This is a genomic window from Bradyrhizobium sp. B025 (genome assembly GCF_042257955.1).
GTDB lineage: Bacteria > Pseudomonadota > Alphaproteobacteria > Rhizobiales > Xanthobacteraceae > Bradyrhizobium > Bradyrhizobium diazoefficiens.
Genome location: NZ_CP170150.1, coordinates 67,383 through 90,379, shown reverse-complemented (window position 1 = coordinate 90,379; position 22,997 = coordinate 67,383). Strand labels below are relative to the sequence as shown.

The 22,997-nt window shown below is 64.4% G+C and carries 24 protein-coding genes and 1 tRNA gene; 11 read left to right on the top strand and 14 right to left on the bottom strand.

What is annotated here, in order from left to right:
* Positions 1-54: 54 nt before the first annotated feature.
* From trpA to aroA, 9 genes are all read right to left on the bottom strand, one after another.
* Complete coding sequence (gene trpA / locus ACE10W_RS00445; protein ID WP_028172495.1) at positions 55-891, bottom strand: tryptophan synthase subunit alpha; 837 nt, start codon at positions 889-891, stop codon at positions 55-57.
* The gene (trpB, locus tag ACE10W_RS00440; RefSeq protein ID WP_304549971.1) at positions 888-2,105 is read right to left on the bottom strand and encodes a tryptophan synthase subunit beta; all 1,218 of its coding nucleotides are present in this window, start codon (positions 2,103-2,105) and stop codon (positions 888-890) included. The genes trpA and trpB overlap by 4 nt, the downstream gene beginning before the upstream one ends.
* The gene (locus ACE10W_RS00435) at positions 2,102-2,773 is read right to left on the bottom strand and encodes a phosphoribosylanthranilate isomerase (RefSeq protein ID WP_028172494.1); all 672 of its coding nucleotides are present in this window, start codon (positions 2,771-2,773) and stop codon (positions 2,102-2,104) included. Before ACE10W_RS00435 ends, trpB begins: the two co-directional genes overlap by 4 nt.
* A gap of 66 nt (positions 2,774-2,839) precedes the next feature.
* Positions 2,840-3,232 carry a lipopolysaccharide assembly protein LapA domain-containing protein gene (locus ACE10W_RS00430; RefSeq protein ID WP_011083567.1) on the bottom strand — a complete coding sequence of 131 codons (393 nt, stop codon included), beginning with the start codon at positions 3,230-3,232 and terminating at the stop codon, positions 2,840-2,842.
* A gap of 71 nt (positions 3,233-3,303) precedes the next feature.
* Positions 3,304-3,609, bottom strand: coding sequence for an integration host factor subunit beta (locus ACE10W_RS00425; protein WP_008539997.1), 306 nt, complete (start codon positions 3,607-3,609; stop codon positions 3,304-3,306).
* A 171-nt stretch (positions 3,610-3,780) separates the two neighbouring features.
* Complete coding sequence (gene sppA, locus ACE10W_RS00420; protein WP_028172493.1) at positions 3,781-4,761, bottom strand: signal peptide peptidase SppA; 981 nt, start codon at positions 4,759-4,761, stop codon at positions 3,781-3,783.
* A gap of 375 nt (positions 4,762-5,136) precedes the next feature.
* A complete protein-coding gene (gene rpsA, locus ACE10W_RS00415) occupies positions 5,137-6,843 on the bottom strand; it encodes a 30S ribosomal protein S1 (RefSeq protein ID WP_027546860.1) in 1,707 nt (568 codons plus the stop codon).
* 266 nt (positions 6,844-7,109) lie between these two features.
* Positions 7,110-7,748, bottom strand: a complete 639-nt coding sequence (cmk, locus tag ACE10W_RS00410) for a (d)CMP kinase (protein WP_011083564.1) — start codon at positions 7,746-7,748, stop codon at positions 7,110-7,112.
* Entirely contained in the window at positions 7,745-9,082 is a 1,338-nt protein-coding gene (gene aroA / locus ACE10W_RS00405; protein WP_304549961.1) for a 3-phosphoshikimate 1-carboxyvinyltransferase, read from the bottom strand. Before aroA ends, cmk begins: the two co-directional genes overlap by 4 nt.
* Positions 9,083-9,243: 161 nt before the next feature.
* Here aroA and ACE10W_RS00400 point away from each other — a divergent pair, with 161 nt between their 5' ends.
* Entirely contained in the window at positions 9,244-9,654 is a 411-nt protein-coding gene (locus ACE10W_RS00400; RefSeq protein WP_011083562.1) for a TIGR02300 family protein, read from the top strand.
* 99 nt (positions 9,655-9,753) lie between these two features.
* Positions 9,754-9,829: transfer RNA gene (locus ACE10W_RS00395), tRNA-Ala, on the top strand.
* 69 nt (positions 9,830-9,898) lie between these two features.
* Here ACE10W_RS00395 and ACE10W_RS00390 read toward each other — a convergent pair.
* Positions 9,899-10,360, bottom strand: a complete 462-nt coding sequence (locus ACE10W_RS00390; protein ID WP_038965150.1) for a MarR family winged helix-turn-helix transcriptional regulator — start codon at positions 10,358-10,360, stop codon at positions 9,899-9,901.
* 152 nt (positions 10,361-10,512) lie between these two features.
* Between ACE10W_RS00390 and ACE10W_RS00385 the strand changes: the two genes are divergently transcribed.
* From ACE10W_RS00385 to ACE10W_RS00350, 8 genes are all read left to right on the top strand, one after another.
* Positions 10,513-10,938: an organic hydroperoxide resistance protein gene (locus ACE10W_RS00385; protein ID WP_304549960.1), complete on the top strand. Its 426-nt coding sequence runs from the start codon at positions 10,513-10,515 to the stop codon at positions 10,936-10,938.
* 178 nt (positions 10,939-11,116) lie between these two features.
* Positions 11,117-12,319 (top strand): CaiB/BaiF CoA-transferase family protein, encoded by a 1,203-nt coding sequence (locus ACE10W_RS00380; protein ID WP_304549958.1) that lies wholly within the window; start codon positions 11,117-11,119, stop codon positions 12,317-12,319.
* A 370-nt stretch (positions 12,320-12,689) separates the two neighbouring features.
* Positions 12,690-14,006, top strand: coding sequence for a sn-glycerol-3-phosphate ABC transporter substrate-binding protein UgpB (gene ugpB, locus ACE10W_RS00375; protein WP_011083558.1), 1,317 nt, complete (start codon positions 12,690-12,692; stop codon positions 14,004-14,006).
* A 49-nt stretch (positions 14,007-14,055) separates the two neighbouring features.
* Positions 14,056-14,937, top strand: a complete 882-nt coding sequence (gene ugpA / locus ACE10W_RS00370; RefSeq protein WP_304549956.1) for a sn-glycerol-3-phosphate ABC transporter permease UgpA — start codon at positions 14,056-14,058, stop codon at positions 14,935-14,937.
* Positions 14,937-15,785 (top strand): sn-glycerol-3-phosphate ABC transporter permease UgpE, encoded by an 849-nt coding sequence (ugpE, locus tag ACE10W_RS00365; protein ID WP_304549955.1) that lies wholly within the window; start codon positions 14,937-14,939, stop codon positions 15,783-15,785. The genes ugpA and ugpE overlap by 1 nt, the downstream gene beginning before the upstream one ends.
* Before the next feature lie 20 nt (positions 15,786-15,805).
* Positions 15,806-16,891: a sn-glycerol-3-phosphate import ATP-binding protein UgpC gene (locus ACE10W_RS00360; RefSeq protein WP_028172487.1), complete on the top strand. Its 1,086-nt coding sequence runs from the start codon at positions 15,806-15,808 to the stop codon at positions 16,889-16,891.
* Positions 16,892-17,189: 298 nt separating this feature from the next.
* The gene (locus tag ACE10W_RS00355; protein ID WP_011083554.1) at positions 17,190-17,615 is read left to right on the top strand and encodes an Hsp20 family protein; all 426 of its coding nucleotides are present in this window, start codon (positions 17,190-17,192) and stop codon (positions 17,613-17,615) included.
* A 51-nt stretch (positions 17,616-17,666) separates the two neighbouring features.
* Entirely contained in the window at positions 17,667-17,939 is a 273-nt protein-coding gene (locus tag ACE10W_RS00350; protein WP_011083553.1) for a DUF1150 domain-containing protein, read from the top strand.
* A gap of 124 nt (positions 17,940-18,063) precedes the next feature.
* Here the strand turns inward: ACE10W_RS00350 and ACE10W_RS00345 are convergent, their stop codons facing one another.
* Complete coding sequence (locus ACE10W_RS00345; protein WP_375762497.1) at positions 18,064-19,176, bottom strand: tetratricopeptide repeat protein; 1,113 nt, start codon at positions 19,174-19,176, stop codon at positions 18,064-18,066.
* 210 nt (positions 19,177-19,386) lie between these two features.
* On the opposite strand from ACE10W_RS00345, the gene ACE10W_RS00340 reads away from it, so the two are divergent.
* On the top strand, positions 19,387-19,887 hold the full coding sequence (locus ACE10W_RS00340) for a GNAT family N-acetyltransferase (RefSeq protein WP_231166755.1): 501 nt from the start codon (positions 19,387-19,389) through the stop codon (positions 19,885-19,887).
* Between the two features lie 29 nt (positions 19,888-19,916).
* Here ACE10W_RS00340 and ptsN read toward each other — a convergent pair whose 3' ends face one another.
* From ptsN to rpoN, 3 genes are all read right to left on the bottom strand, one after another.
* Positions 19,917-20,378 carry a PTS IIA-like nitrogen regulatory protein PtsN gene (gene ptsN / locus ACE10W_RS00335; protein ID WP_011083550.1) on the bottom strand — a complete coding sequence of 154 codons (462 nt, stop codon included), beginning with the start codon at positions 20,376-20,378 and terminating at the stop codon, positions 19,917-19,919.
* 222 nt (positions 20,379-20,600) lie between these two features.
* Positions 20,601-21,212: a ribosome hibernation-promoting factor, HPF/YfiA family gene (gene hpf, locus ACE10W_RS00330; protein ID WP_011083549.1), complete on the bottom strand. Its 612-nt coding sequence runs from the start codon at positions 21,210-21,212 to the stop codon at positions 20,601-20,603.
* Positions 21,213-21,368: 156 nt separating this feature from the next.
* Complete coding sequence (rpoN, locus tag ACE10W_RS00325) at positions 21,369-22,982, bottom strand: RNA polymerase factor sigma-54 (protein ID WP_304549944.1); 1,614 nt, start codon at positions 22,980-22,982, stop codon at positions 21,369-21,371.
* Positions 22,983-22,997: the final 15 nt, after the last annotated feature.

Below are 22,997 nucleotides of genomic sequence, written 5' to 3'. Positions count from 1 at the left end.
GGACCTTGCCCCGGCAAGCCGCCGCGTCGTCCGCCCCAATAGCGGAATTATGGCCTATTCCGCCGCCTGTTGTGCGCCTTTGACGCCTTGGGCCAGGGATGCCGTCAGTTCGGCGACGGCGTTAACGGTTTTGGCGGTGGCCCGGCCGTCCGCATCGAGGCTGTTCTTGAGCGCATCGACCAGCGCCGTGCCGACCACCGCGCCATTCGCATGCGAGGCGATGGCGCGCGCGGTCTCCGGCGTGCGGATGCCGAAGCCGACGCAGACCGGCAGCTTGGTGTGACGCTTGATGCGGGCAACCGCTTCGCTCACCGCCGAGGAATCCGCCGCCGCAGCACCGGTGATGCCGGTGATCGAGACGTAGTAGACGAAGCCCGAGGTGTTGGCGAGCACGGCCGGCAGGCGCTTGTCGTCGGTCGTCGGCGTCGCCAGGCGAATGAAGTTCAGGCCGGCCTTCATCGCGGGCAGGCAGAGCTCGTCGTCCTCCTCCGGCGGCAGATCGACGATGATGAGGCCGTCGACGCCGGCGGTCTTGGCATCGACAAGGAACTTGTCGACGCCGTAGATGTAGATCGGGTTGTAATAGCCCATCAGCACGATCGGCGTCGCATTGTCGTCCTTGCGGAAGCCGCGCACGAGCTCGAGCGTCTTCTTCAGCGTCATGCCGGCCTTGAGCGCGCGCAGGCCCGCCGCCTGGATCGACGGACCGTCGGCCATCGGATCGGTGAAAGGCATGCCGATCTCGATCACGTCGGCGCCGGACTTCGGCAGCGCCTTGATGATCTCGAGCGAGGTGGCGGGATCCGGATCGCCGGCCATCAGGAAGGTCACGAAGGCCGAGCGGCCCTGCTTCGCAAGCTCGGCAAAACGGATGTCGATACGCGTGGTCACTTGCTCTTGCCCCTCAGGATGTCGCCGACCTGCGGGACGTCCTTGTCGCCGCGGCCGGAGAGATTGACGACCATCAGGTGATCTTTTGCGCGCTCCGGCGCGAGCTCCATCACCTTGGCGATGGCATGCGCGGGCTCGAGCGCCGGGATGATGCCTTCCAGCTTTGACAGCAGCTGGAACGCAGCGAGCGCCTCGTCGTCGGTCGCGGAGAGATAATTCACGCGGCCGATCTCGTGCAGCCAGGAATGCTCGGGGCCGATGCCGGGATAGTCGAGACCGGCCGAGATCGAATGGGCATCCTGGATCTGGCCGTCCGCGTCCATCAGCAGATAGGTGCGGTTGCCGTGCAGCACGCCGGGACGGCCGCCTGCGATCGAAGCCGCATGCAGCTGCGTGAGTCCATGGCCCGCGGCTTCGACGCCGAAAATCTCGACGGAGGGATCGTCGAGGAAGGGATGGAACAGGCCCATCGCATTCGAGCCGCCGCCGATGCAGGCGACCAGCGAATCCGGCAGGCGGCCTTCGACCTCCTGCATCTGCGCCTTGGTCTCGTTGCCGATGATCGACTGGAAGTCGCGCACCAGCGTCGGATAGGGATGCGGGCCCGCGACCGTGCCGATGCAATAGAACGTGTTGTGCACGTTGGTGACCCAGTCGCGCAGCGCCTCGTTCATGGCGTCCTTCAGCGTGCGCGTGCCCGACTGCACCGGGACCACCTTTGCGCCCAGCATCTCCATGCGGATCACGTTGGGCTGCTGCCGCTCGACGTCGACGGCGCCCATATAGACCACGCATTCGAGGCCGAAGCGCGCGCACAGCGTCGCGGTGGCGACGCCGTGCTGGCCGGCGCCGGTCTCGGCGATGATGCGCTTCTTGCCCATGCGCCGCGCCAGCATGATCTGGCCGAGCACGTTGTTCACCTTGTGCGAGCCGGTGTGGTTGAGCTCTTCGCGCTTGAGGTAGATCTTGGCGCCGCCGAGATGCTCGGTGAGACGCTCGGCGAAATAGAGTGGCGAGGGCCGGCCGACATAGTTCTTGAGATAGCCGTTCATCTCGGCCTGGAAGGCCGGATCGGCCTTGGCCGCGGTGTAGGCCTTCTCCAGATCGAGGATCAGCGGCATCAGCGTTTCGGCGACGAAGCGTCCGCCGAAGATGCCGAAATGACCGCGCTCGTCGGGCCCGCTGCGGTAGGAGTTTGGTTTGGCGATGTTCATCGGACGCTCAACTCTTGACTTGCATCTTGGGTGGCGCGCGCGGCGCGGATGAAGGCCTTGATCAGCTCGGGATCCTTGACGCCGGGAGCGCTCTCGACACCGGAGGACACGTCGACGCCGCCGGCGCGGGTGATGCGAAGGGCCTCCGCAACGTTGTCGGCGTGAAGCCCGCCCGAGACCATGTAGGGCAGGTTCAGATCGAGGTTTTCGAGCAGGTGCCAGTCGAACGGCGCGCCCAGGCCGCCGGGCCGCGTCGCGTCTTTCGGCGCGCGCGCATCGAACAGGATGCGGTCGGCGACCGCGGCGTAGCCGGGCAGCACGGCAAGATCGGCTGAGGTTGCGACCGGCACCGCCTTCATCACGGGGCGGCCGAACCGCTGCTTGATGTCGCGCAGCCGCGCGACGGTCTCCTTGCCATGGAGCTGGAAAATGTCCGGCGACAGCGCGTCCATGATGTTGTCGAGCGTGGCGTCATCGGCATCGACCGTGAGCGCAACCTTGAGCGCGCGCCGATTCACCTGGCGGCCGAGATCGCGGCCAAGCTCCAGCGACAGATGCCGGGGCGACGGCGGAAAGAACACGAACCCCACCATGTCGGCGCCCGCGTCGAGCGCTGTTTCGAGCGTCTCGCGCGTGGACAGGCCGCAGATTTTGACGAGCAGGGACATGGTCTCAAAGCAGGTAAAGGCCGCAACTCCGCGGCCGGAAAGCAGGGTTTTCGGTTGCGGCCGCTTCTACAACGTCGCGCGCTGCTTGTCTCGCCCGACGGGCCCGTAAAGGCCCACCCCGACGGGGGCGGGGAGGCGCTGGGAATCGGGCTTCGCCGCGGCCGTCTGGGCCCGCAAGCCGGCCAGTTCGGTCCGGGCGCTGCGCGCATCCGCCTCATGCCGACGGGCCGCGCGGCGCCAGTGCCGCTGGCCGAGCCAGACGGCACAGCCGCCGGCCAGGACGCCCAGCGCCGCCACCAGGATCAGCAGCAGGAACAGCGGCAGCGTGACCGACAATGACGGGTCGTCGGAGACAAAGGGATCGAAGGAGACCGTGACGAAATGCCGGTTGGAGACGGCGAACACCACCAGGATCAGACCCAGCGGAATCACGATCAGCGCGGTCAGGAACTTTCGCATCTCGCTTCGCTCGCCTTGAATCAAGCTTCCGGCCGCATCTTGAGCGACCGCGGGAAACCCTGACGCCGGCCTCAGTCTGCCGCGCCGGGATCCGGATGGTCGCGGTTCAGCCGCTCGCGCATTTCCTTGCCGGTCTTGAAGAACGGAACGCTCTTCTGATCGACGGGTACATGGGCGCCGGTGCGCGGATTACGCCCGGCGCGTGCAGGGCGATGCTTGACCGAGAAGGCACCGAAGCCGCGCAACTCGACGCGATCACCGCGTGCGAGAGCCGCTACGATCTCTTCGAGAATCGCATTCACAATGTTCTCGACATCCCGCTGGTACAGATGCGGGTTGTGCTCGGCGATACGCTGAACAAGTTCGGATTTGATCATCGAGAGATAGGACCCGGAAGCGTGCGGATGACCATTTCCGTGAAAATACCGTGATCTGTCAAGACGCTAAATCAAGGTTGAGCGTCGTGAAAATGCGTGACAAATGCCAAAAAAGCAGGCTGCCCCGACACTCGCCAGGCGAGAAAACCCTTAAGTGCTCGCCTGTCCCAGTCAGTTTGACGCAGCCGGCTGCCACAAGGCCAGCATTCCATCCATTCCGAACCGGTCGACGGCCTGCGCGACGCCGGTTTGCCCGATTTGATGCGCAATCGAGCCTAAACCCAGCGCTTCCAGCGTCACTGCAGCGGCCGTCTTGAGGAACGGCAGGTCGCCGAAGCGCGACTGAAGCTTGTAGTCGCGCACCGAAAGTCCCTTCTTGACGCCCTTCTGCTCGACCAGCCAGGTCACCGCCGTCTTCTCGTCGCCGATCTGGTCGATCAGCTTGAGATCGATCGCCTGGCGTCCGGTGAAGACGCGGCCGTCGGCCACTTTCTCGAGCTGCGTGTCGTCCATGCCACGCCGTTCCTTCACCAGTCCCTTGAACCAGGCGTAGGAGTCCTTCACCAGCGCGTCGAGCGCGGCCCGCGCCTCGGGACTGGTCGGCTCAAAACCGTTGGGCGCGGCCTTCAGCGGCGAGGATTTTACCTCCTCGACCTTGACGCCGATGGTCTTCAGGAGCTCGGTGACGTTGGGGTACTGGAACAGCACACCGATCGAGCCGACCAGCGAGCTCTGCTGCGCGATGATGTGGTCGCTCGCGATCGCTGTGATGTAGCCGCCGGAGGCGGCAAGGCCCTCGACCACGACGACGAGGGGCTTCTTCGCCTTGAGCCGGACCAGCGAGTCGTAGAGCTGTTCGGAGCCTGCGGTGGTGCCGCCCGGTGAGTTGATGTGAACGATGACGGCGGCAGCCTGCGAATTCTCCAGCCGCTCCAGCGCCTGCGTGCGATCGGAATCGCTGCGGATCAGGCCGTCGATCTGGACCCGCGCAATCGAGCCGGCGGCTGCGAACGTGCCGCGTGCGCCGGGCGTCGCAATCAGCGCGAAGCCCGCAATCGCCGCGATCGCGATCAGCGCGGCCATGACGCGCCAGAACGTCAGCTTGCGGCGGATCCTGCGGCGATCGACGATGATGTCCGAATCGAGCGACATCGGAATATCTCCAAATGAAAGACTAGGCGCGTTGTGCCGTCACGGCGTGACCAACGGCTTATCTGGATACATCAATTGCGGCGCAATTTGAAGAAAACAAGGCTGGTGCTGGTCGGGCCGAGCCCCCGTCACAGGCTTCTCGTCATCCCGGACAAGCGCCGCGACGCAGAGCGCTGACCCGGGATCCATACCCACAGAATTGAGTTTGGCGAAGACTTGGAGTTACCAGCTCGCGCCAGACCGCTCCTTGTGGTGATGGGTCCCGGATCTACGCGCGCTTTGAGCGCGCTTGTCCGGGACGACAGTTGAGTATGGAGCAACAAAAAAGCCCCGGCTCACGCCGGGGCTTTGATGTCAGCGAAACGAACGTTTCGCTTACTTGCTGTCGCGGTTCTTGAGCGCGGTGCCGAGGATGTCGCCGAGCGTCGCACCCGAATCGGAGGAGCCGTACTGCGCGATGGCTTCCTTCTCTTCGGCGACTTCGAGCGCCTTGATCGACACCTGGACCTTGCGGGCCTTCTTGTCGAACTGGATCACGCGGGCATCGACCTTCTCGCCGACGGCAAAGCGTTCGGCGCGCTGGTCGTTGCGGTCACGCGCGAGCTCCGAGCGCTTGATGAAGGTGGTGAAGTCGGTACCGGCGATCTTCACCTCGATACCGCTCTCCTTCACTTCGAGCACTTCGCAGGTCACGACCGCGCCCTTCTTGACATCGCCCGGCTCGGCGAAGGGGTCGCCTTCGAGCTGCTTGATGCCGAGCGAGATACGCTCCTTCTCGACGTCCACATCGAGCACCACGGCCTTCACCATGTCGCCCTTCTTGTAGTTGTCGATCACCTGCTCGCCCGGAAGCTTCCAGTCGAGGTCGGAGAGGTGGACCATGCCGTCGACGTCGCCCTCGAGACCCAGGAACAGACCGAACTCGGTCTTGTTCTTGACCTCGCCCTCGACCACCGAACCGGTCGGGTGACCTTCGACGAAGACCTCCCAGGGGTTGCGCATGGTCTGCTTGAGGCCGAGCGAGATGCGGCGCTTGACGGAATCGACTTCGAGCACCTGCACTTCGACTTCCTGCGAGGTCGAGACGATCTTGCCGGGGTGCATGTTCTTCTTGGTCCACGACATCTCGGAGACGTGGATCAGGCCTTCGATGCCCGGCTCGAGCTCGACGAACGCACCGTAGTCGGTGATGTTGGTGACGCGGCCGGTGAAGCGGGCACCCAGCGGGTACTTGGCTTCGATGCCCTGCCACGGATCGTCCAGCAGCTGCTTCATGCCCAGCGAGATGCGGTGCGTCTCGTGGTTGATCTTGATGATCTTGACCTTCACGGTCTGGCCGATCGAGAGCACCTCGGTCGGGTGGTTGACGCGGCGCCACGCGATGTCGGTGACGTGCAGCAGGCCGTCGATGCCGCCGAGATCAACGAACGCACCGTAGTCGGTGATGTTCTTGACCACGCCGTCGATGACCTGCCCCTCTTCGAGGTTCTGCACCAGCTCCTGGCGCTGCTCGGCGCGGGTCTCTTCCAGCACCGTGCGGCGGGAGACGACGATGTTGCCGCGGCGGCGGTCCATCTTGAGGATCTGGAACGGCTGCGAGTTGTTCATCAGCGGCGCAACGTCGCGGATCGGACGGATGTCGACCTGCGAGCGCGGCAGGAAGGCCACGGCACCGTCGAGGTCGACGGTGAAGCCGCCCTTGACCTGGTTGAAGATGACGCCGTTGACCTTCTCGTTGTTCTGGAACGCCTTCTCGAGCTTGCCCCAGCTCTCTTCGCGGCGCGCCTTGTCGCGCGACAGCACGGCTTCGCCGAGGGCGTTCTCGATGCGATCGAGGAACACTTCCACCTCGTCGCCGACCTTGATCTCGCTGTCACGGCCGGGGCCGGAAAATTCGCGCAGGGCGACGCGGCCCTCGGTCTTCAGGCCGACGTCGATGACGGCCATGTCCTTTTCAATTGCAACCACCTTGCCCTTGACGACGGAGCTTTCCTGCAGGTTGCCACCTGCGAAGGACTCGTCGAGCATCGCGGCGAAATCGTCACGCGAGGGGCTATAGGTATCAGCAGAAGTCGAAGCCATTTGTTCTCCAGTTGCGGATGTCTTGCCGGCCGTTGGGTTCATGGGCGCATCGCACGCGCAGTGTCGGAAGGTCCGCAAGACCTTCGAGCGACCGCTTGCTGCCCCGGCTGGCACCGGAACGGCGGAAGCGGGCCGGCTGAGGCCCGCGCGTTCGATACGTGGAAATCTTTGTCCGGAGCCTCGATCGCACCGGTCCCGAAACAGGCGGACCGGGGTATCGACCTCAAAGAGCGGGAGCGGGCGCTTCCTCCAATGACGGCTGCGGCTTAACCCCGCGACCGGCCCGCTCGGACGGCCTCGATAATGTCGATGGCGGCCCGGACGCCGCCTTCTATATCCAGTTGGGAGTTATCTAGCAAGTAAGCATCGGGTGCGGGTTTCAGCGGCGCAATCGGCCGGTTCTTGTCGCGTTCGTCGCGCTGGATGATGTCGGCGAGCACGGCCGCCTCGTCCGCCGCCTCGCCCCGCGCCTTGGCCTCCATGGTGCGGCGGCGGGCGCGGACCTTGGGGTCCGCCACGACAAAGATCTTCACGTCGGCATGGGGGCAGATCACGGTTCCAATGTCCCGGCCGTCCAGCACCGCTCCCGGCGGATCGGCGGCGAATTGCCGCTGGAAATTGACCAGGACCTCGCGAACCCTTGGGATCGCCGAGACGATCGAGGCGCCCTCTCCGACCTTCTGGGTCTTCAGGGCGGGATCGCCGAACTTTTCCGGATCCAATTCCAGCGCCGCCGCAACCGCGGCCGCCTCGTCGCGGAGATCGTGGCCCGATTGCATCAGGGCATAGGCGACCGCGCGATAGATCACGCCGGTATCAAGATGACGATAACCGTAATGATGAGCGAGACGCTTGCCGAGCGTCCCCTTGCCCGAGGCCGCGGGCCCGTCGATGGCGATAATCATGAAAACTCGGCCCCAAGCGAACGCATCATCGGAATGAAATCCGGGAAACTGGTGGCGATGAAGGCGGTGTCGTCGACGGTCACGGGCTGGTCGGAGGCGCAGCCCATCACCAGCGCGGACATCGCGATGCGATGGTCCATGTGGGTGGCGACGGTGCCACCACCCGGAACGTGACCGCGGCCCTGGACGATCAGATCGTCGCCGGAGACCTCGACCTTGACGCCGTTGACGCGCAGCATCTCGGCGGTGGCCTGCAGGCGATCGGATTCCTTGACGCGCAGCTCCTGCAGGCCGCGCATGATGGTCGTGCCTTCGGCGAAGGAGGCAGCCACCGCCAGCACGAGATATTCGTCGATCATCGCCGGCGCGCGCTCCGGCGGCACCTCGACGCCGCGCAGCTTTGACGCGCGCACGCGCAGCTGCGCCATCGGCTCGCCGGCATCGCCGCGCACCTCGCTCTCCTCGATTGAAGCGCCCATTTCGCGCAGCGTGGTGAACAGGCCGGTGCGCAGCGGATTGGTCATGACATCCGACAGCACGACATCGGAGCCCTCGGCGATCAGCGCCGCAACGACCGGGAAGGCCGCCGAGGAGGGATCGGCGGGCACCACGACATTGGCGCCATGCAGCTCGGGCTGGCCCACGAGGGTGATGCGGCGGCCGTGCTGGCCCTCCTTGGTGGAGGTGATGTCGGCGCCGAAGTGCTTCAGCATCAGCTCGGTGTGGTCGCGACTGGCCTCGCTCTCGATGACCGTGGTGGTGCCCGGGGCGGCGAGGCCCGCGAGCAGCACGGCGGATTTGATCTGAGCCGAGGCGACCGGGGTCTTGTAGGTGATCGGCAGCGGATCGCGCGCGCCCTGGAGGGTCAGCGGCAGACGGCCGCCCTCGCCGCCGGAGACGACCCGGGCGCCCATCTTCTCGAGCGGGTCCAGAATCCGGCGCATGGGACGGCTGCGCAACGAGGCGTCGCCGTCGAAAACCGCCGAGATCGGGCAGCCGGCGACGGCGCCCATGACCAGCCGGCAGCCGGTGCCGGAGTTGCCGAAATCCAGCGCCGCCTTGGGCTGGGCGAAGCCTGCGACGCCCACGCCCTGCACCTTCCAGGCGAAATCGCCGGTGCGCTCGACGCTGGCACCCAGCGCCTGCATGGATTTGGCGGTGTTGAGGACGTCCTCGCCCTCCAGCAGGCCCGAAATCCGGGTCTCGCCGACCGCGAGCGCACCCAGGATGAGGGCGCGGTGGGAGATCGACTTGTCCCCGGGCACCCGTACTTTCCCGGTCAGGGGACCGTTTGCGCGCGACTGAAGCGGCCTCGGTTGGTCGGAATGGGTCAAGATTGTGTCCTTGGATGTGCTCCGGAGAGCTGGGGCGCAGGTACCACATGGTCCGCGCCCCGTCACCGGCATGTCTTTCTCCCGTAATGCGCTATTGACAGCGGGCCGCCAACTAGCCAAGTGAAACACCGCTTTTCAGACATTCCCAGGATTCCTCTGCCGTGGCCAAGTCCGAACTCGGAACCAAACGTATTTGCCCGACCACGGGCAAGAAGTTCTATGACCTCAACAAGAATCCGGTGATCTCGCCCTATACCGGCGAAGTGGTCCCGATCGCGCCCGTGGCGCCTGCGCGCACGACTCGCGGCGCCGAAGCTCGCCACGCAGCGGCCGCGGACACCACGCCGGAGCCGGCGGAGGCCGAGGAATTGGTCTCCCTCGAGGAGGCCGATGCCGAGGAGAACACCGGCAAGGTTAAGGCCGTCGTGCCCGAATCGGAGGACGATATCGAGGTCGACGAGACCCTCGACGACGACGATGACGATGATTCGACCTTCATCGCCGACGAAGAAGAGGGCGATGAGGACGTTACCGACATCATTGGTGATGTCGGGGGCGATGAAGAGACTTGAGATCAGCCCTGATCTGTGAAAAAGGGTGCACCGCGCGAGTCGCCTAGGGCTCGCCGGCCGGGACGGATCCCCCAGGATCCTCCCCACTGGAAGACTTAAGGGGCCATAGCTCAGCTGGGAGAGCGCTTGCATGGCATGCAAGAGGTCGGCGGTTCGATCCCGCCTGGCTCCACCAGCCTTCGCGAAGCGAGGGCTGCCGCGCCGAAGCCCGCAGGGCGAAGGCGGGCTTTGAATTAAATCTCAACTACTCCCCGATCACCGCATTGAGCCGGTCGCGCAGCGCGACGATCTCGTCTTTCATCGCCACCAGCTCCGACACCGAGCAGTCCGACGCCGCCAGGATCGACTGCGGCACGGCGCGCGCCTTGTCTTTCAGCGCGTGGCCCTGCGGCGTCAGCGCGATCAGCACCTGGCGCTCGTCCTCGCTCGAGCGGGTGCGCTTGACGAGGTGGGCGGCCTCGAGGCGCTTCAGCAGCGGCGTCAGCGTGCCCGAATCCAGAAACAGCCTCTCCCCGATGTCCTTGACCGGCACGTCGTCGCGCTCCCACAGCACCAGCATCACCAGATATTGCGGATAGGTCAGGCCGAGGCGGTCGAGCAGCGGCTTGTAGACGCGATTGAAGGCGTGCGCGGCCGAATAGACCGCGAAGCAGATCTGGTTGTCGAGCCGCAGCGGCGCGTCCGCTGCCGATGGTTTCCGAGCCATGGAGAATCTCACGAGGTTTGTCCGCATTGTGGGGCCGCGCCGCCGTACATTCAATTGCGAACAATTAAATGTGAGACGTCGCAATTTCAATTGTGCACAATCTAATTGTCTGCGATAGACATCGCACCCCACCGAAACCCAGGGAGACGAAAATGTCCGTGAACGTCCTTTACAAGACCAGCGCAAAAGCCACCGGCGGCCGCGACGGCCATGCTGCGACCCTCGACGGCGCGCTCGACGTCAAGCTCACCACGCCGAAGGAGCTCGGCGGCGGCGGCGGCGCCGGCAACAATCCCGAGCAGCTGTTTGCGGCCGGCTACGCCGCCTGCTTCATCGGCGCGATGAAGTTCGTGGCCTCGCAGGGCGGCCCCAAGGTTCCCGCCGACGCCACCGTCACCTCGACCGTCGGCATCGGCCCGCGCTCCGAAGGCGGCTTCGGCCTCGACATCGACCTCGCCGTCTCGCTGCCGGGCCTCGCCCGTGCCGAAGCCGAGGCGCTGGTCGCGAAGGCGCACCAGGTGTGCCCCTATTCCAATGCCACGCGCGGCAATGTCGACGTTCGCCTGACGGTCGTCTGATCAAACGGCGGATTGGCTGGCCCGGGATCCCCCTCGGGCCGGCCGCTTCCGTTTGAATTTGCCACCTCGCGGGATGGCCGCGCCGCGGCGCATACGGCTCCACGCCCGGCGCCATTGCTGGCGCAAATAAATCTCGCTAGGCCTGTGATCCAACGACCGACACAGGGGAAGCGAAGGCATGACTGAAGCCGTTATGGGTGCAATGAGCGGATTGCGCGTCATCGATCTCACGCGCGTGCTCGGCGGCCCCTACTGCACCCAGATCCTCGCCGACCATGGCGCCGACGTGATCAAGGTCGAGCCGCCCGCCGGCGACGAGGTGCGCGACTGGGGCCCTCCCTTCCACGACGAGGACGCGGCCTATTTCATCGGCATCAACCGCAACAAGCGCTCGATCGGCCTCGACCTCGCCTCCGAGGGCGGCCGCGTCGTGCTGCTCAAGATGCTGGAGACGGCCGACGTCCTGATCGAGAATTTCAAGCCGGGCACGCTGGAGAAATGGGGCATCGGCAACGAGGTGCTGCGCGAGAAATTCCCGCGCCTCGTGCATTGCCGGATCTGCGGCTTCGGCGCCGACGGCCCGCGCGGCGGCAATCCCGGCTATGATGCCATCATCCAGGCCATGACCGGCATGATCGCGGCCACCGGCTCGCCCGAAAGCGGCCCGATGCGGATCGGCGTGCCGCTGGTCGACATCACGACCGGCCTCTATGCAGCGATCGGCATCCTGATGGCGCTGTCGGAGCGGCAGCGCTCGGGCAAGGGCCAGTTCCTGGAGACCACGCTGTACGAGACCGGCCTTGCCATCATGCATCCGCACACCGCGAACTATTTCATGCATGGCAAGCCGCCGGGCCTCACCGGCAACGAGCATCCGAATCTCGTGCCTTACGCGATCTTCCCGACCAGGACCGACAACATCTTCATCGGCGTCGGCAATGACGGCACCTTCCGCAAGCTCGCCAAGGAGATCGGCAAGCCCGAGCTCGGCACCGATCCGCGCTTTGCACGCAACAAAGACCGCATCGCCAATCGCGAGGCGCTGCGCGCCGAGCTTGCCGCGGTGTTCAGCCAGCATGAGGCCGAGCCGCTCTGCAATCGCCTGCTCGCGGCGGGCCTGCCCGCGGGCCCGGTGCAGAAGATCGACCAGGCGTTGACGAACCCGCACACGATCTACCGCGGCGATATTATCGAGAAGGACTGGTACAAGGGCGTCGCCTCGCCGATCCGGCTCGATCGCAGCAAGCCGAGCCTGCGCCGGCTGCCGCCGAAATTCAGCCAGCACTCGGCGGAGGTGCTGGGCGAGTTCGGATATTCCAAGGCCGAGATCGACGCGATGGTCGAGAAGGGCACGGTCTGCGGCCCCGAGCGCAAGCGCTAGGGCAACGATGCTGCGCTCCCTCTCCCGCCTGCGGGAGAGGGTTGGGGAGAGGGTGTCTCCGCAATGGGACAATCCCCCAGAGGAGAGAGCCCTCACCCGCGCCTTCGGCGCGACCTCTCCCGCAAGCGGGAGAGGTTTTGGAGCCCGCGGCCTGATCGTCGACCTCACACGAGCAATGCCGCACTGCGGCGCGACCCACGCGTGTGCAGCGCGAACGGACGAGGCTGTCCGCGTCGCATTCGCCTATTTGACGGCTTCCCTTTTCCAACGCTTGCCGCTTTCGTTTCGGCCGCTTACACAGTCATGTGAACGTCATATGGCGCTGCTAGCGCAAGCGCTTCTTTATTGACGGCCAAGGGAGGTTTTCTTGATGGCACTTCGACACTTTGGGGCGGCTGCCGCATTTGCAATCACGGTCGGCATGTCGGCCTCGCCGGCCCTGGCCGTGACCGAAATCCAGTGGTGGCACGCGATGACCGGCGCCAACAACGACGTCATCGTCAAGCTTGCCACCGACTTCAACGCGTCGCAGAGCGACTACAAGGTCATCCCGACCTACAAGGGCAACTATCCCGACACGATGAACGCGGGCATCGCCGCGTTCCGTGCCGGCAACGCGCCGCACATCATGCAGGTGTTCGAAGTCGGCACCGCGACCATGATGGCCGCGACCGGCGCCGTGAAGCCCGTCTACAAGCTGATGGCCGACGCCGGCGAGAAGTTCGATCCCAAGATCTATCTGCCCGCCATCACCGGCTACTACTCCACGTCGAAGGGCGAGATGCTGTCGTTCCCCTTCAACTCGTCCTCGACCGTGATGTGGGTCAACCTCGACGAGTTCAAGAAGGTCAACGCCGAGATCCCGAAGACCTGGCCCGAAGTGTTCGAGGTCGCCAAGAAGCTGCACGACAACGGTCATCCGACCTGCGGCTTCTCCGGCTCATGGATCACCTGGGTCAACCTCGAGCAGCTCTCCGCCTGGCACAACGTGCCGCTCTCGACCAAGGCGAACGGCCTCGACGGCTTCGACACCAAGCTCGAGTTCAACGGCCCGCTCCAGGTCAAGCATCTCGAGAAGCTGGTCGAACTTCAGAAGGACAAGACCTACGACTACGCCGGCCGCACCAACACCGGCGAAGGCCGCTTCACCTCGGGTGAGTGCGCGATCTACCTGACGTCGTCGGCCTTCTTCGGCAACGTCAAGGCACAGGCCAAGTTCAACTTCAACGCCGTGCCGATGCCCTATTATCCCGACGTCAAGGGCGCGCCGCAGAACTCGATCATCGGCGGCGCTTCGCTCTGGGTCATGGGCGGCAAGTCGGCCGAGGAATACAAGGGCGTCGCAAAATTCCTGACGTTCCTCTCCGACACCGATCGCCAAGTCTACATCCACAAGGCCTCCGGCTATCTGCCGATCACCAAGGCGGCCTATGAGAAGGCCAAGGCCGAGGGCTTCTACAAGGACCAGCCCTATCTCGAGACCCCGCTGCTCGAGCTGACCAACAAGGAGCCGACCGAGAACTCGCGCGGTCTGCGCCTCGGCAACATGGTGCAGCTGCGTGACGTCTGGTCGGAAGAGATCGAGCAGGCGCTGGCCGGCAAGAAGACCGCCAAGCAGGCGCTCGACGCCGCTGTCGAACGCGGCAACACGATGCTGCGGCAGTTCGAAAAGACCGCTGTGAAGTGAGGCATCGAAGCGGCAGGCCGCGACCCGGCCTGCCGCTTCTGCTGACATCATGCAAAAGCAAGCCATTTTCCAGTCAAAGCTATTGCCTTACGCGCTGGTTGCGCCGCAGCTCGCGATCGTCCTGATTTTCTTCTACTGGCCGGCCCTGCAGGCGGTGATCCAGTCCTTCCTGCTCCAGGATGCCTTTGGTCTGTCGAGCACCTTTGTCTGGTTCGACAATTACATCGAGCTGTTCAGGGATCCTGCCTATTTCGAGGCGATCGTCCGCACCTTCTTCTTCTCGTTCGCGATCGCCGTCTCGTCGCTGTCCTTTGCGCTGCTGCTCGCCGTGATGGCCGACAAGCCGCTGCGCGGCTCGATGCTCTACCGCACGCTCCTGATCTGGCCCTATGCGGTCGCGCCGCCCGTGGTCGGCGTGCTCTGGATCTTCATGCTGCATCCCTCGCTTGGCGTGCTCTCGCGCTATCTGCGCGGCCTGGGCGTCGACTGGAATCCGCTGCTCGACGGCAACCAGGCCGCAGCGCTGATCATCCTCGCCGCCGCGTGGAAGCAGATCTCCTATAATTTCCTGTTCTTCCTCGCCGGCCTGCAAGCCATCCCGAAAAGCGTGTTCGAGGCCGCCGCGATCGACGGCGCGCGGCCGATGCGGCGGTTCTGGACCGTGACCTTCCCGCTGCTGTCGCCCACGATCTTCTTCCTGCTGGTCGTCAACATCGTCTACGCCTTCTTCGACACCTTCGGCATCATCGACACCATGACCCGCGGCGGGCCCGGAACATCGACGGTCACGCTGGTCTACAAGGTCTATTCCGACGGCCGGCTCGGCGGCAATCTCGGCAGCTCGGCGGCGCAATCGGTGATCCTGATGGTCATGGTCATCGTGCTGACGGGAATCCAGTTCCGCTTCGTCGAACGCAAGGTGACCTACTGATGGTCGAGGACGAGGGCATCAGGCGCTACGTCGCCCATTTCATTCTCTGGATCGGGATCGCGATCGTCGCATTCCCGGTCTACATCGCGATCGTCGCCTCGACCCAGGACAACGCACTGATCGCGAACGGGCAGATGTCGCTGCTGCCGGGCGGGCACTTCTTCGAGGTCTACTACCAGACCATCTTCGTCGGCACGAGCGGCTCGACCCGCGAGCCCGTCGGCAACATGATGCTCAATTCGCTGGTGATGGCGCTGGCGATCGCGATCGGCAAGATCGCGATCTCGATCATCTCGGCCTATGCGATCGTGTATTTCCGCTTTCCGTTCCGGATGGCGATCTTCTGGATCATCTTCATCACCTTGATGCTGCCGGTCGAGGTCCGCATCTATCCGACCTACAAGATCGTCGCCGACCTGCACATGCTCGACAGCTATGCGGGCCTGTCGCTGCCGCTGATCGCATCGGCCACCGCGACGCTGCTGTTCCGCCAGTTCTTCATGACCGTGCCGGACGAATTGCTGGAGGCCTCGCGCATCGACGGCGCCGGTCCCTTGCGCTTCTTCTGGGACACGCTGCTGCCGCTGTCGCGCACCAACATGGCGGCGCTGTTCGTGATCCTGTTCATCCTCGGCTGGAATCAATATCTCTGGCCGCTGCTCATCACCACCCGCGACGACATGCAGACCATCCAGGTCGGCATCCGCAAGATGATCACCACCACCGACGCGCTGACCGAATGGCCGATCGTGATGGCGACCGCCGTGCTGGCCATGCTGCCGCCGGTGTTCGTCGTCGTCGCCATGCAGAGACTGTTCGTGCGCGGCCTGGTCGAGACGGAAAAGTAGGTTCTTGGAAGTGAGTTTTCATGGCTAACGTCACCCTGCGCAATGTCCGCAAGACCTACACCGGCGGCTTCGAGGCCATCAAAGGCGTCAACGTCGATGTCGCCGACGGGCAGTTCTGCGTGCTGGTCGGCCCCTCCGGCTGCGGCAAGTCCACGCTGCTGCGCATGGTTGCGGGGCTCGAGACCGTCACCGGCGGCGAGATCGACATCGGCGGCCGCGTCGTCAACCAGATCGAGCCCGCCGATCGCGACATCGCGATGGTGTTCCAGAACTACGCGCTCTATCCGCATATGAGCGTCTACAACAACATGGCTTACGGCCTGCGCAACCGCGGCATGGCGGAAGCCGAGATCAAGACCCGCGTCGAGGAAGCCGCGCGCGTGCTCGAGCTCACCTCGATGCTGGAGCGCAAGCCGCGCCAGCTCTCCGGCGGCCAGCGCCAGCGCGTCGCGATGGGTCGCGCCATCGTGCGCCAGCCGAAGGTGTTTTTGTTCGACGAGCCGCTCTCGAACCTCGATGCCAAGCTGCGCATCGCGATGCGCGTCGAGATCCGCAAATTGCAGCGCCGGCTCAACACGACCTCGATCTACGTCACCCACGACCAGCTCGAGGCGATGACGCTCGCCGACGTTCTCGTCGTGATGAACGGCGGACAGGTCGAGCAGGTCGGCAATCCCCTGGCGATCTACGAGAAGCCGGCCACGACCTTCGTCGCCTCGTTCATCGGAGCACCGCCGATGAATCTGATGTCGACGCGCTCCGACGAGATCAAATCGCAGCTCGGTGGCAGTGCGACTGAGGCCGGCGTCCTCGGCATCCGCCCGGAGGATTTCGTCATCACCGACCAGACCCCAGCCGGCGGCGTCGCCCTGCCGCTCACCGTGGAAGCGATCGAGCGCGTCGGCGCCGAGACCTTCGTCTACGGTTCCCGCGAGCAGGAAGACCAGCGGGTCGCCGCCACGCCCGGCGAGCTGCCGCCCGGCGAGGTCATCGTCCGCATCCCCGGCACCGAGGCACCAGCGATCGGGGCAAGAATCCGGGTCGCCGCGATACGGCCGAAGCTGCACCTTTTCAGCGACGACGGGCGGACGCGGCTGGAGGCCTGAGCGGTTCCGCGGGGCCGCTCGATCAAAAACCGCGAAAACAACCCCATGCACAGTAGAAGGGGCCTGTTTTCATTGGGATAAATCGTCGGTCAGATTCGTCATGACCCGGGGCTGCTCCCGGCTACGATGATCCTGGAGCATCTATGCGATGTTGGGCCAGGCGCCGCTGGAAGCAATGAATCCACAGCCCAGCGCTACGTCCTTGAACCACCACGGGGATATGCCCATATTGCTGACCAAGGGGCGCCGCTTCCGGGCCCTGAAATGCCAAAGTCGCTTCGAGAGGACTTTGTAAACTATGTCTCGTGTTCCCACGCTTTCCAGTCCGTTCCTTCTGGGCTTCGACGAGATCGAGCGCGTGCTCGATCGGGTCGTCAAAGGCGCCGACGGTTACCCTCCCTACAATATCGAGAGGTGCGACCGGTCGGACGGCCAGCCCGAGCGTTTGCGCATCACGCTGGCGGTCGCCGGATTCACGCGCGACCAACTCGATGTAACCATTGAGGAAAACCAGCTCGTGATCCGCGGGCGGCAGCAGGACGACAAGACCCGGCAATACATCCATCGCGGCATCGCCGCGCGTCACTTCCAGCGCACCTTCGTGCTGGCGGAGGGGATGCTGGTGCTGGGTGCGGATCTGAAGAACGGGTTGTTGTCGATCGACCTGGCCCGGCCTGAACCGGAGAGGATCGTTAAGACAATCGCTATCAATGAGCACGAATAATGGAACGAGTAGCGGACTCGACCGCTTAGTTTCTGTGAAGGAGTCGAGACCATGAGTGAAGGTCACGTTGCGTTCGAATACGAAGCCAAGAACGTCTCTCCGGAGACGCTGGCAACCCTCGGCGAAGGCCATATCGCCTATGTGAAGCAGATCCGCTCCGAGGACGTGCCTGGGCTGTTCCCCGAGGCTCCGAAGATTGCGCCCGGCCTGAAGCTCTTCGCGCTCCACGCCGCCGATGGCACGCCGATCATGCTGACCGACAGCCGCGAAGCCGCGGTCGCCAACGCCTGGAGCAACGAGCTGCAAGCCGTCAGCGTGCACTGAGCGTCGCACGAATAGGATTTCAGCGGGCATGCCTTCGCACGAAGGCGTGCCCGTTTCTATTTGGGCGACAGATCGCCTGCACTCTCGCAATGACGGAGTGTGAGGCTACTGCCCTACCCACGCGTCATTTCAGAAAGCCAAGCCCTTCGCGCGCCGTGTCGGTGGCCCATTTGTCGGTCGGCGGCAGCGCGAGCACGCTGTTGAAATCCGCGCGCGCATGTTTGGCGTCGGACATCTTCATGTAGAGGATGCCGCGATTGACCAAAGCGACCTGATTGCCGGGATCGAGCCGGATTGCCTCGTTGTAGTCGGCGAGCGCGCGATCATGCTGTCCCATGTCGCGAAACGCAGCGGCGCGATTGTTGTAGGCCGTCGAATTGCCGGGCTGAAGCCTGATCGCTTCGTCGAAATCGGCGATGGCATGTTTGTCGTCGCCCTTCTTGTGCCAGGCGACGGCGCGCGCCAGATAGGCCTTCACGAAAGCCGGAGCGATCCGTGTGACTTCGTCAAACTCCCGGATGGCCCCATCGGGGTCGTCCTTTTTCAGGAGGACGACGGCCCGGCAATAATGGCCGCCGGCACTCCCGGGCTCCAGACGGACCGCGCTGTTGCAGTCGTCGAGAGCCTCGTCGATCTCGCCTTTGTCGAAATGGACGGCGCTTCGCAGCTCGTAGGGCCACGCGGCCGCCGGATTCCGCTGCATGGCCTCGGTGTAATCGGCGACGGCGTGATCGGTGTCGCCCTTCGCCGCATACGCCTCCCCTCTCATGACAGTCGCAAAATAGGCTTGTTTGGGATTGCGTTCGATCGCCTCGGTGAACCCGGCGATCGCGAGATCGAAGTCGCGCCTGTTGAAATATTCCTGCGCCCGCGAGGGGTAAGACGGTCCGTAGCCGGGATCGAGGCGAATGGCCTCGTTGTAGTCGGCCAAAGCGTGATCCCGATCGCCTTTGGCCGAATAGGCGCGCCCACGACAATTGTAAGCCCGCCCGAAATTCGGATCGATCCGTATCGCAGCGCTGCAGTCCTCGAAGGCGCGGTCCTTGTCCCGCTTCATGTACCAGGCTTCGCCACGCAACTCGTAAGCGACCGCATTGGTCGGGTCGGCTACAATGATCTCGGTCTTTTCCGCGATGACGCGGTCGTTGGATGCCTCGTCGGCATGGGCCATGGCCGTGGCGGCGATGGTGACCGAGCAAAGCAGGCCGAAGACCCGGCCGATCGAACCGCAAACCATATCTCAAAACTCCTGCGCCGAAGCCGTGCCGGTCGCCGGTGGATATGGTGACGAGATATCACAGCGCCCGGCTGCGAAATAAGTCGCAGACGGCGCGGCTTCGGTTCGAACGGGTGAGGGTTACGCCGCAGGCGCCGCCACAAGTTCGGGCAAGCAAACCTGTGCCGGTTTTGCTTTGCATCTCGCGGCTGGTAGATCGTCGCCATGAACATGATCGCACCCGTCCCGGTCACCAAATTCGAGATTTCGTCCGGCACACCGCTTTGTGACGCCCTGCTTGCGCTCAACAACAGCCACGCAGAGGAGTTGTCATGGCTTGAGCGCGAGCGGCTGCAAGACCTCGTCGCGCAAGCCTTCTACGCCCGCAGGATCGGCAATCTCGATGCTTTCATGATCGCATTGGATCAGGACGGACAATACGACAGCCCGAACTTCCTGTGGTTTCGATCCCGCTACGCGCGCTTTGTCTATGTCGACCGGATCGTGGTCGCAGCTTCCGCTCGAGGCATGGGATGCGCGCGCCGGCTTTATGCCGACCTGTTCGATCGCGCGGCCGAGGCCGGGTACGATCGCATTGTCTGCGAAGTTAACCAGCAGCCTCCGAATCCGGCGTCGGATGCCTTTCACGCTGCATTGGGATTTGCCGAGGTCGGCCGCGCAAGCATCCACAAGGGCAGCAAAACGGTACGCTATCTGTCGCGCACCCTCTAAACGCACTCAAGAAAGCAGATCGGGCGGCCTTAGGCCGCCGTCGCCGGCGGCAGCGCGAGCACCGAGTAGATCGCCTGGGCATCGCGCGAGGCGCGCAGCTTCTTGGCGATGTCCTGGTCGCGCAACAGGCGGGCGATACGGGCGAGCGCCTTGAGATGATCGGCGCCGGCCCCTTCGGGGGCGAGCAGCAGGAAGACGAGATCGACCGGCTGGCCGTCCATCGATTCGAAATCGATCGGGCGATCGAGGCGCGCGAACAGGCCGAAGATCTTTTCCAGCTTGGGCAGCTTGCCGTGGGGAATCGCGACGCCATAGCCGACCGCGGTGGTGCCGAGCTTCTCCCGCTGCAGCAGCACCTCGAACACGGCGCGCTCGTTCTGCCCGGTCAGCTCGGCAGCCTTGGCCGCGAGCTCCTGCAAGGCCTGCTTCTTGCTGTTGACCTTCAATGCCGGGAGAATCGCCTCGGGTGCGACCAGATCGGTAATCGGCATGGAGGGTTTCCGAGGTGAATTAAACCGTCAGGTTCCGAATTGGCCAGCTTGGAGAGAAACCACGCCGGGCCGGCGTCAAGAAGGTGAAGCAGGAGGGGGACTTAGCCCCGGTCCTGATGTGGGGCGCTTCTACTCCAACGCAATCCCGGTGCCAACTCCTGCGTGCGGCTTTGCCCCGGTCATTGTTAAGGCCTGCGGATCGTACGGGGCCCGAATCCGGCCTTAACCGCCCGCTTTGCCATCTGCCTTGCCTCCGGGCGGGTCGACCCAGCCCACATTGCCGTCGGCCCGGCGGTAAATGATGTTCACCCGGCCGCTGGAGCCATGCTGGAACACCAGGCAGGGTGCCCCGCTGAGGTCGAGTTCCATGACGGCTTCGCTGACCGACAGCTGCTTCAGCGAGGTGGTTGCCTCGGCGATGATCACCGGGCTGTAGCCGGTGACCTCGTCCTCGTCCTCACCCTCGCCCGGCGCCTCCAGCACGTAGCTGGTGGCGTCCATGGCCGCGAGAGCGGCGGAGGCGACATGGGCCTTGCGGGCCGAGCGGTCCTTGAGCCGGCTCTTGTAGCGCTTGAGCCGCTTCTCGATCATCACGAGCGCCTGGTCGGCGCTGGCATAGGCGTCCGGCGCGTTCGAATCGGCCTCCAGCGTAATTCCCGAATCGAGATGCAGCGCGCAATCGGTCCGGAAGCCGAAGCCATCCTTGCTCAGCGTGATGTGGCCGGAATAATTGCCGTCGAAATATTTGCGCAGGACCTCTTCGGTCCGGTCGGAAACGCGGCCGCGCAGGGCCTCGCCGACACTGACGCTCTTTCCCGAAATGCGGAGAGTCATGTGAACCTCACCTGGTTAGGTTCTTGTCTGCGCGTGATCCATGCGGACAACCGCTGCACACCTGGCGCTGGCGCGGCCCTCCGGGTCCGGATCATGCGCGCGCATGGATCGGTCTCGATGGGAGATTGAGAGTAGCGCGATTTGGCGCCAGCGCAATCAGGCCGGCTCTGGGTTGCGGGAGCGATCGGACATTGCGGTAGAGAGGACGTTACCAAGAGCGCTCTGCTTGTCGCGGCGACGTTGCACCGAGGAAGGAATGCGCATGGCTTCGCGGTACTTCGCGACCGTGCGGCGGGCAATATCAATGCCCGAGGCGCGTAACCGTTCCACGATGGTATCATCCGACAGGATCGCGGCCGGCGCTTCCGAATCGATCAGCTGCTTGATGTGGTGGCGCACGGCTTCGGCCGAATGCGCCTCGCCGCCGTCGGCCGAGGCGATCGAGGCGGTGAAGAAATATTTCAGCTCGAACGTGCCGCGATTGGTCGCCATGTATTTGTTGGCGGTGACGCGCGACACCGTGGATTCATGCATCTGGATGGCGTCGGCGACGGCCTTCAGGTTCAGCGGCCGCAGGTGCGCGACGCCATGGGTGAAGAAGCCGTCCTGCTGGCGCACGATCTCGGTTGCAACTTTCAGGATGGTGCGGGCACGCTGGTCGAGCGCGCGCACGAGCCAGGTCGCGTTCTGGAGCGCGTCGGTGAAATAGGACTTGTCGCCGTCCTTGCCGATCTTCTTCGACAGCTCGGAATAGTAGGTCTGGTTGACCAGCACGCGCGGCAAGGTGTCGCTGTTGAGCTCGACATGCCAGCCGCCGTCCGGACCCGGACGGACATAGACATCGGGCACCATGGTCTGGAGCCGCGCCGCGCCGAATTTCATGCCGGGCTTGGGGTTGAGACGGCGGATCTCGCCGATCATGTCGGCGATGTCCTCGTCGTCGACGCCGCAAACCTTGCGCAAGCCCGCGATGTCGCGCTTGGCGAGGAGATCGAGATGCTCGACCAGCGCCTGCATCGCCGGGTCGTAGCGGTCGAGCTCGCGGAGCTGGATCGCCAGGCATTCGCTCAAATTGCGCGCGCAGACGCCGGGCGGATCGAATTTTTGCAGCACGGCCAGGACGTCCTCGACCTCCCGCTGCGAGGCGCCAAGTCGCTCGGCGGCCTGGCCGAGATCCGGCGGCAGATAGCCGGCCTCGTCGACGAGATCGATCAGGTACTGGCCGATCATGCGCTGCGCGGGTGCGGTGAATGCGACCGAGAGCTGCTCGGCGAGATGATCGCCGAGCGTGACCTCGGCGGCGACGAACGCCTCGAGATTGTAGTCCTCGTCGCCGGAGGCGCCGCCGCCCCATTCCGTGTAGGTTGTCGGCGCGGCGTCCTGGGCGTTGCGCGCCGCGGCCTCGGCCGGCTCCTCGGAGAAGACATTGTCCAGGCCCGTGTCCAGGGTCTGCTCGATCTCGGCGCGGGTGCCGAGATCCTTGCTCATCCATTCTTCCTGGCCCGGCTCGAACGCCTCGCCCGGACCGCCGCCCGGCTCGTCGTTGTGGCCGCCGTCGGAATCGCTGAACTGGCCGGCCTCGGCCGGGGCTTCGCCGCCGGAGGCCTCGTCATTGGCCCGCTCCAGCAGCGGATTACGCTCGAGTTCCTCTTCCACGAAGGTCGTGAGATCGAGATTGGACAATTGCAGCAGCTTGATCGCCTGCATCAGCTGCGGCGTCATGACCAGCGACTGCGATTGCCGGAACTCTAATCTCTGCGTGAGCGCCATGAAGCAAGAACCGAT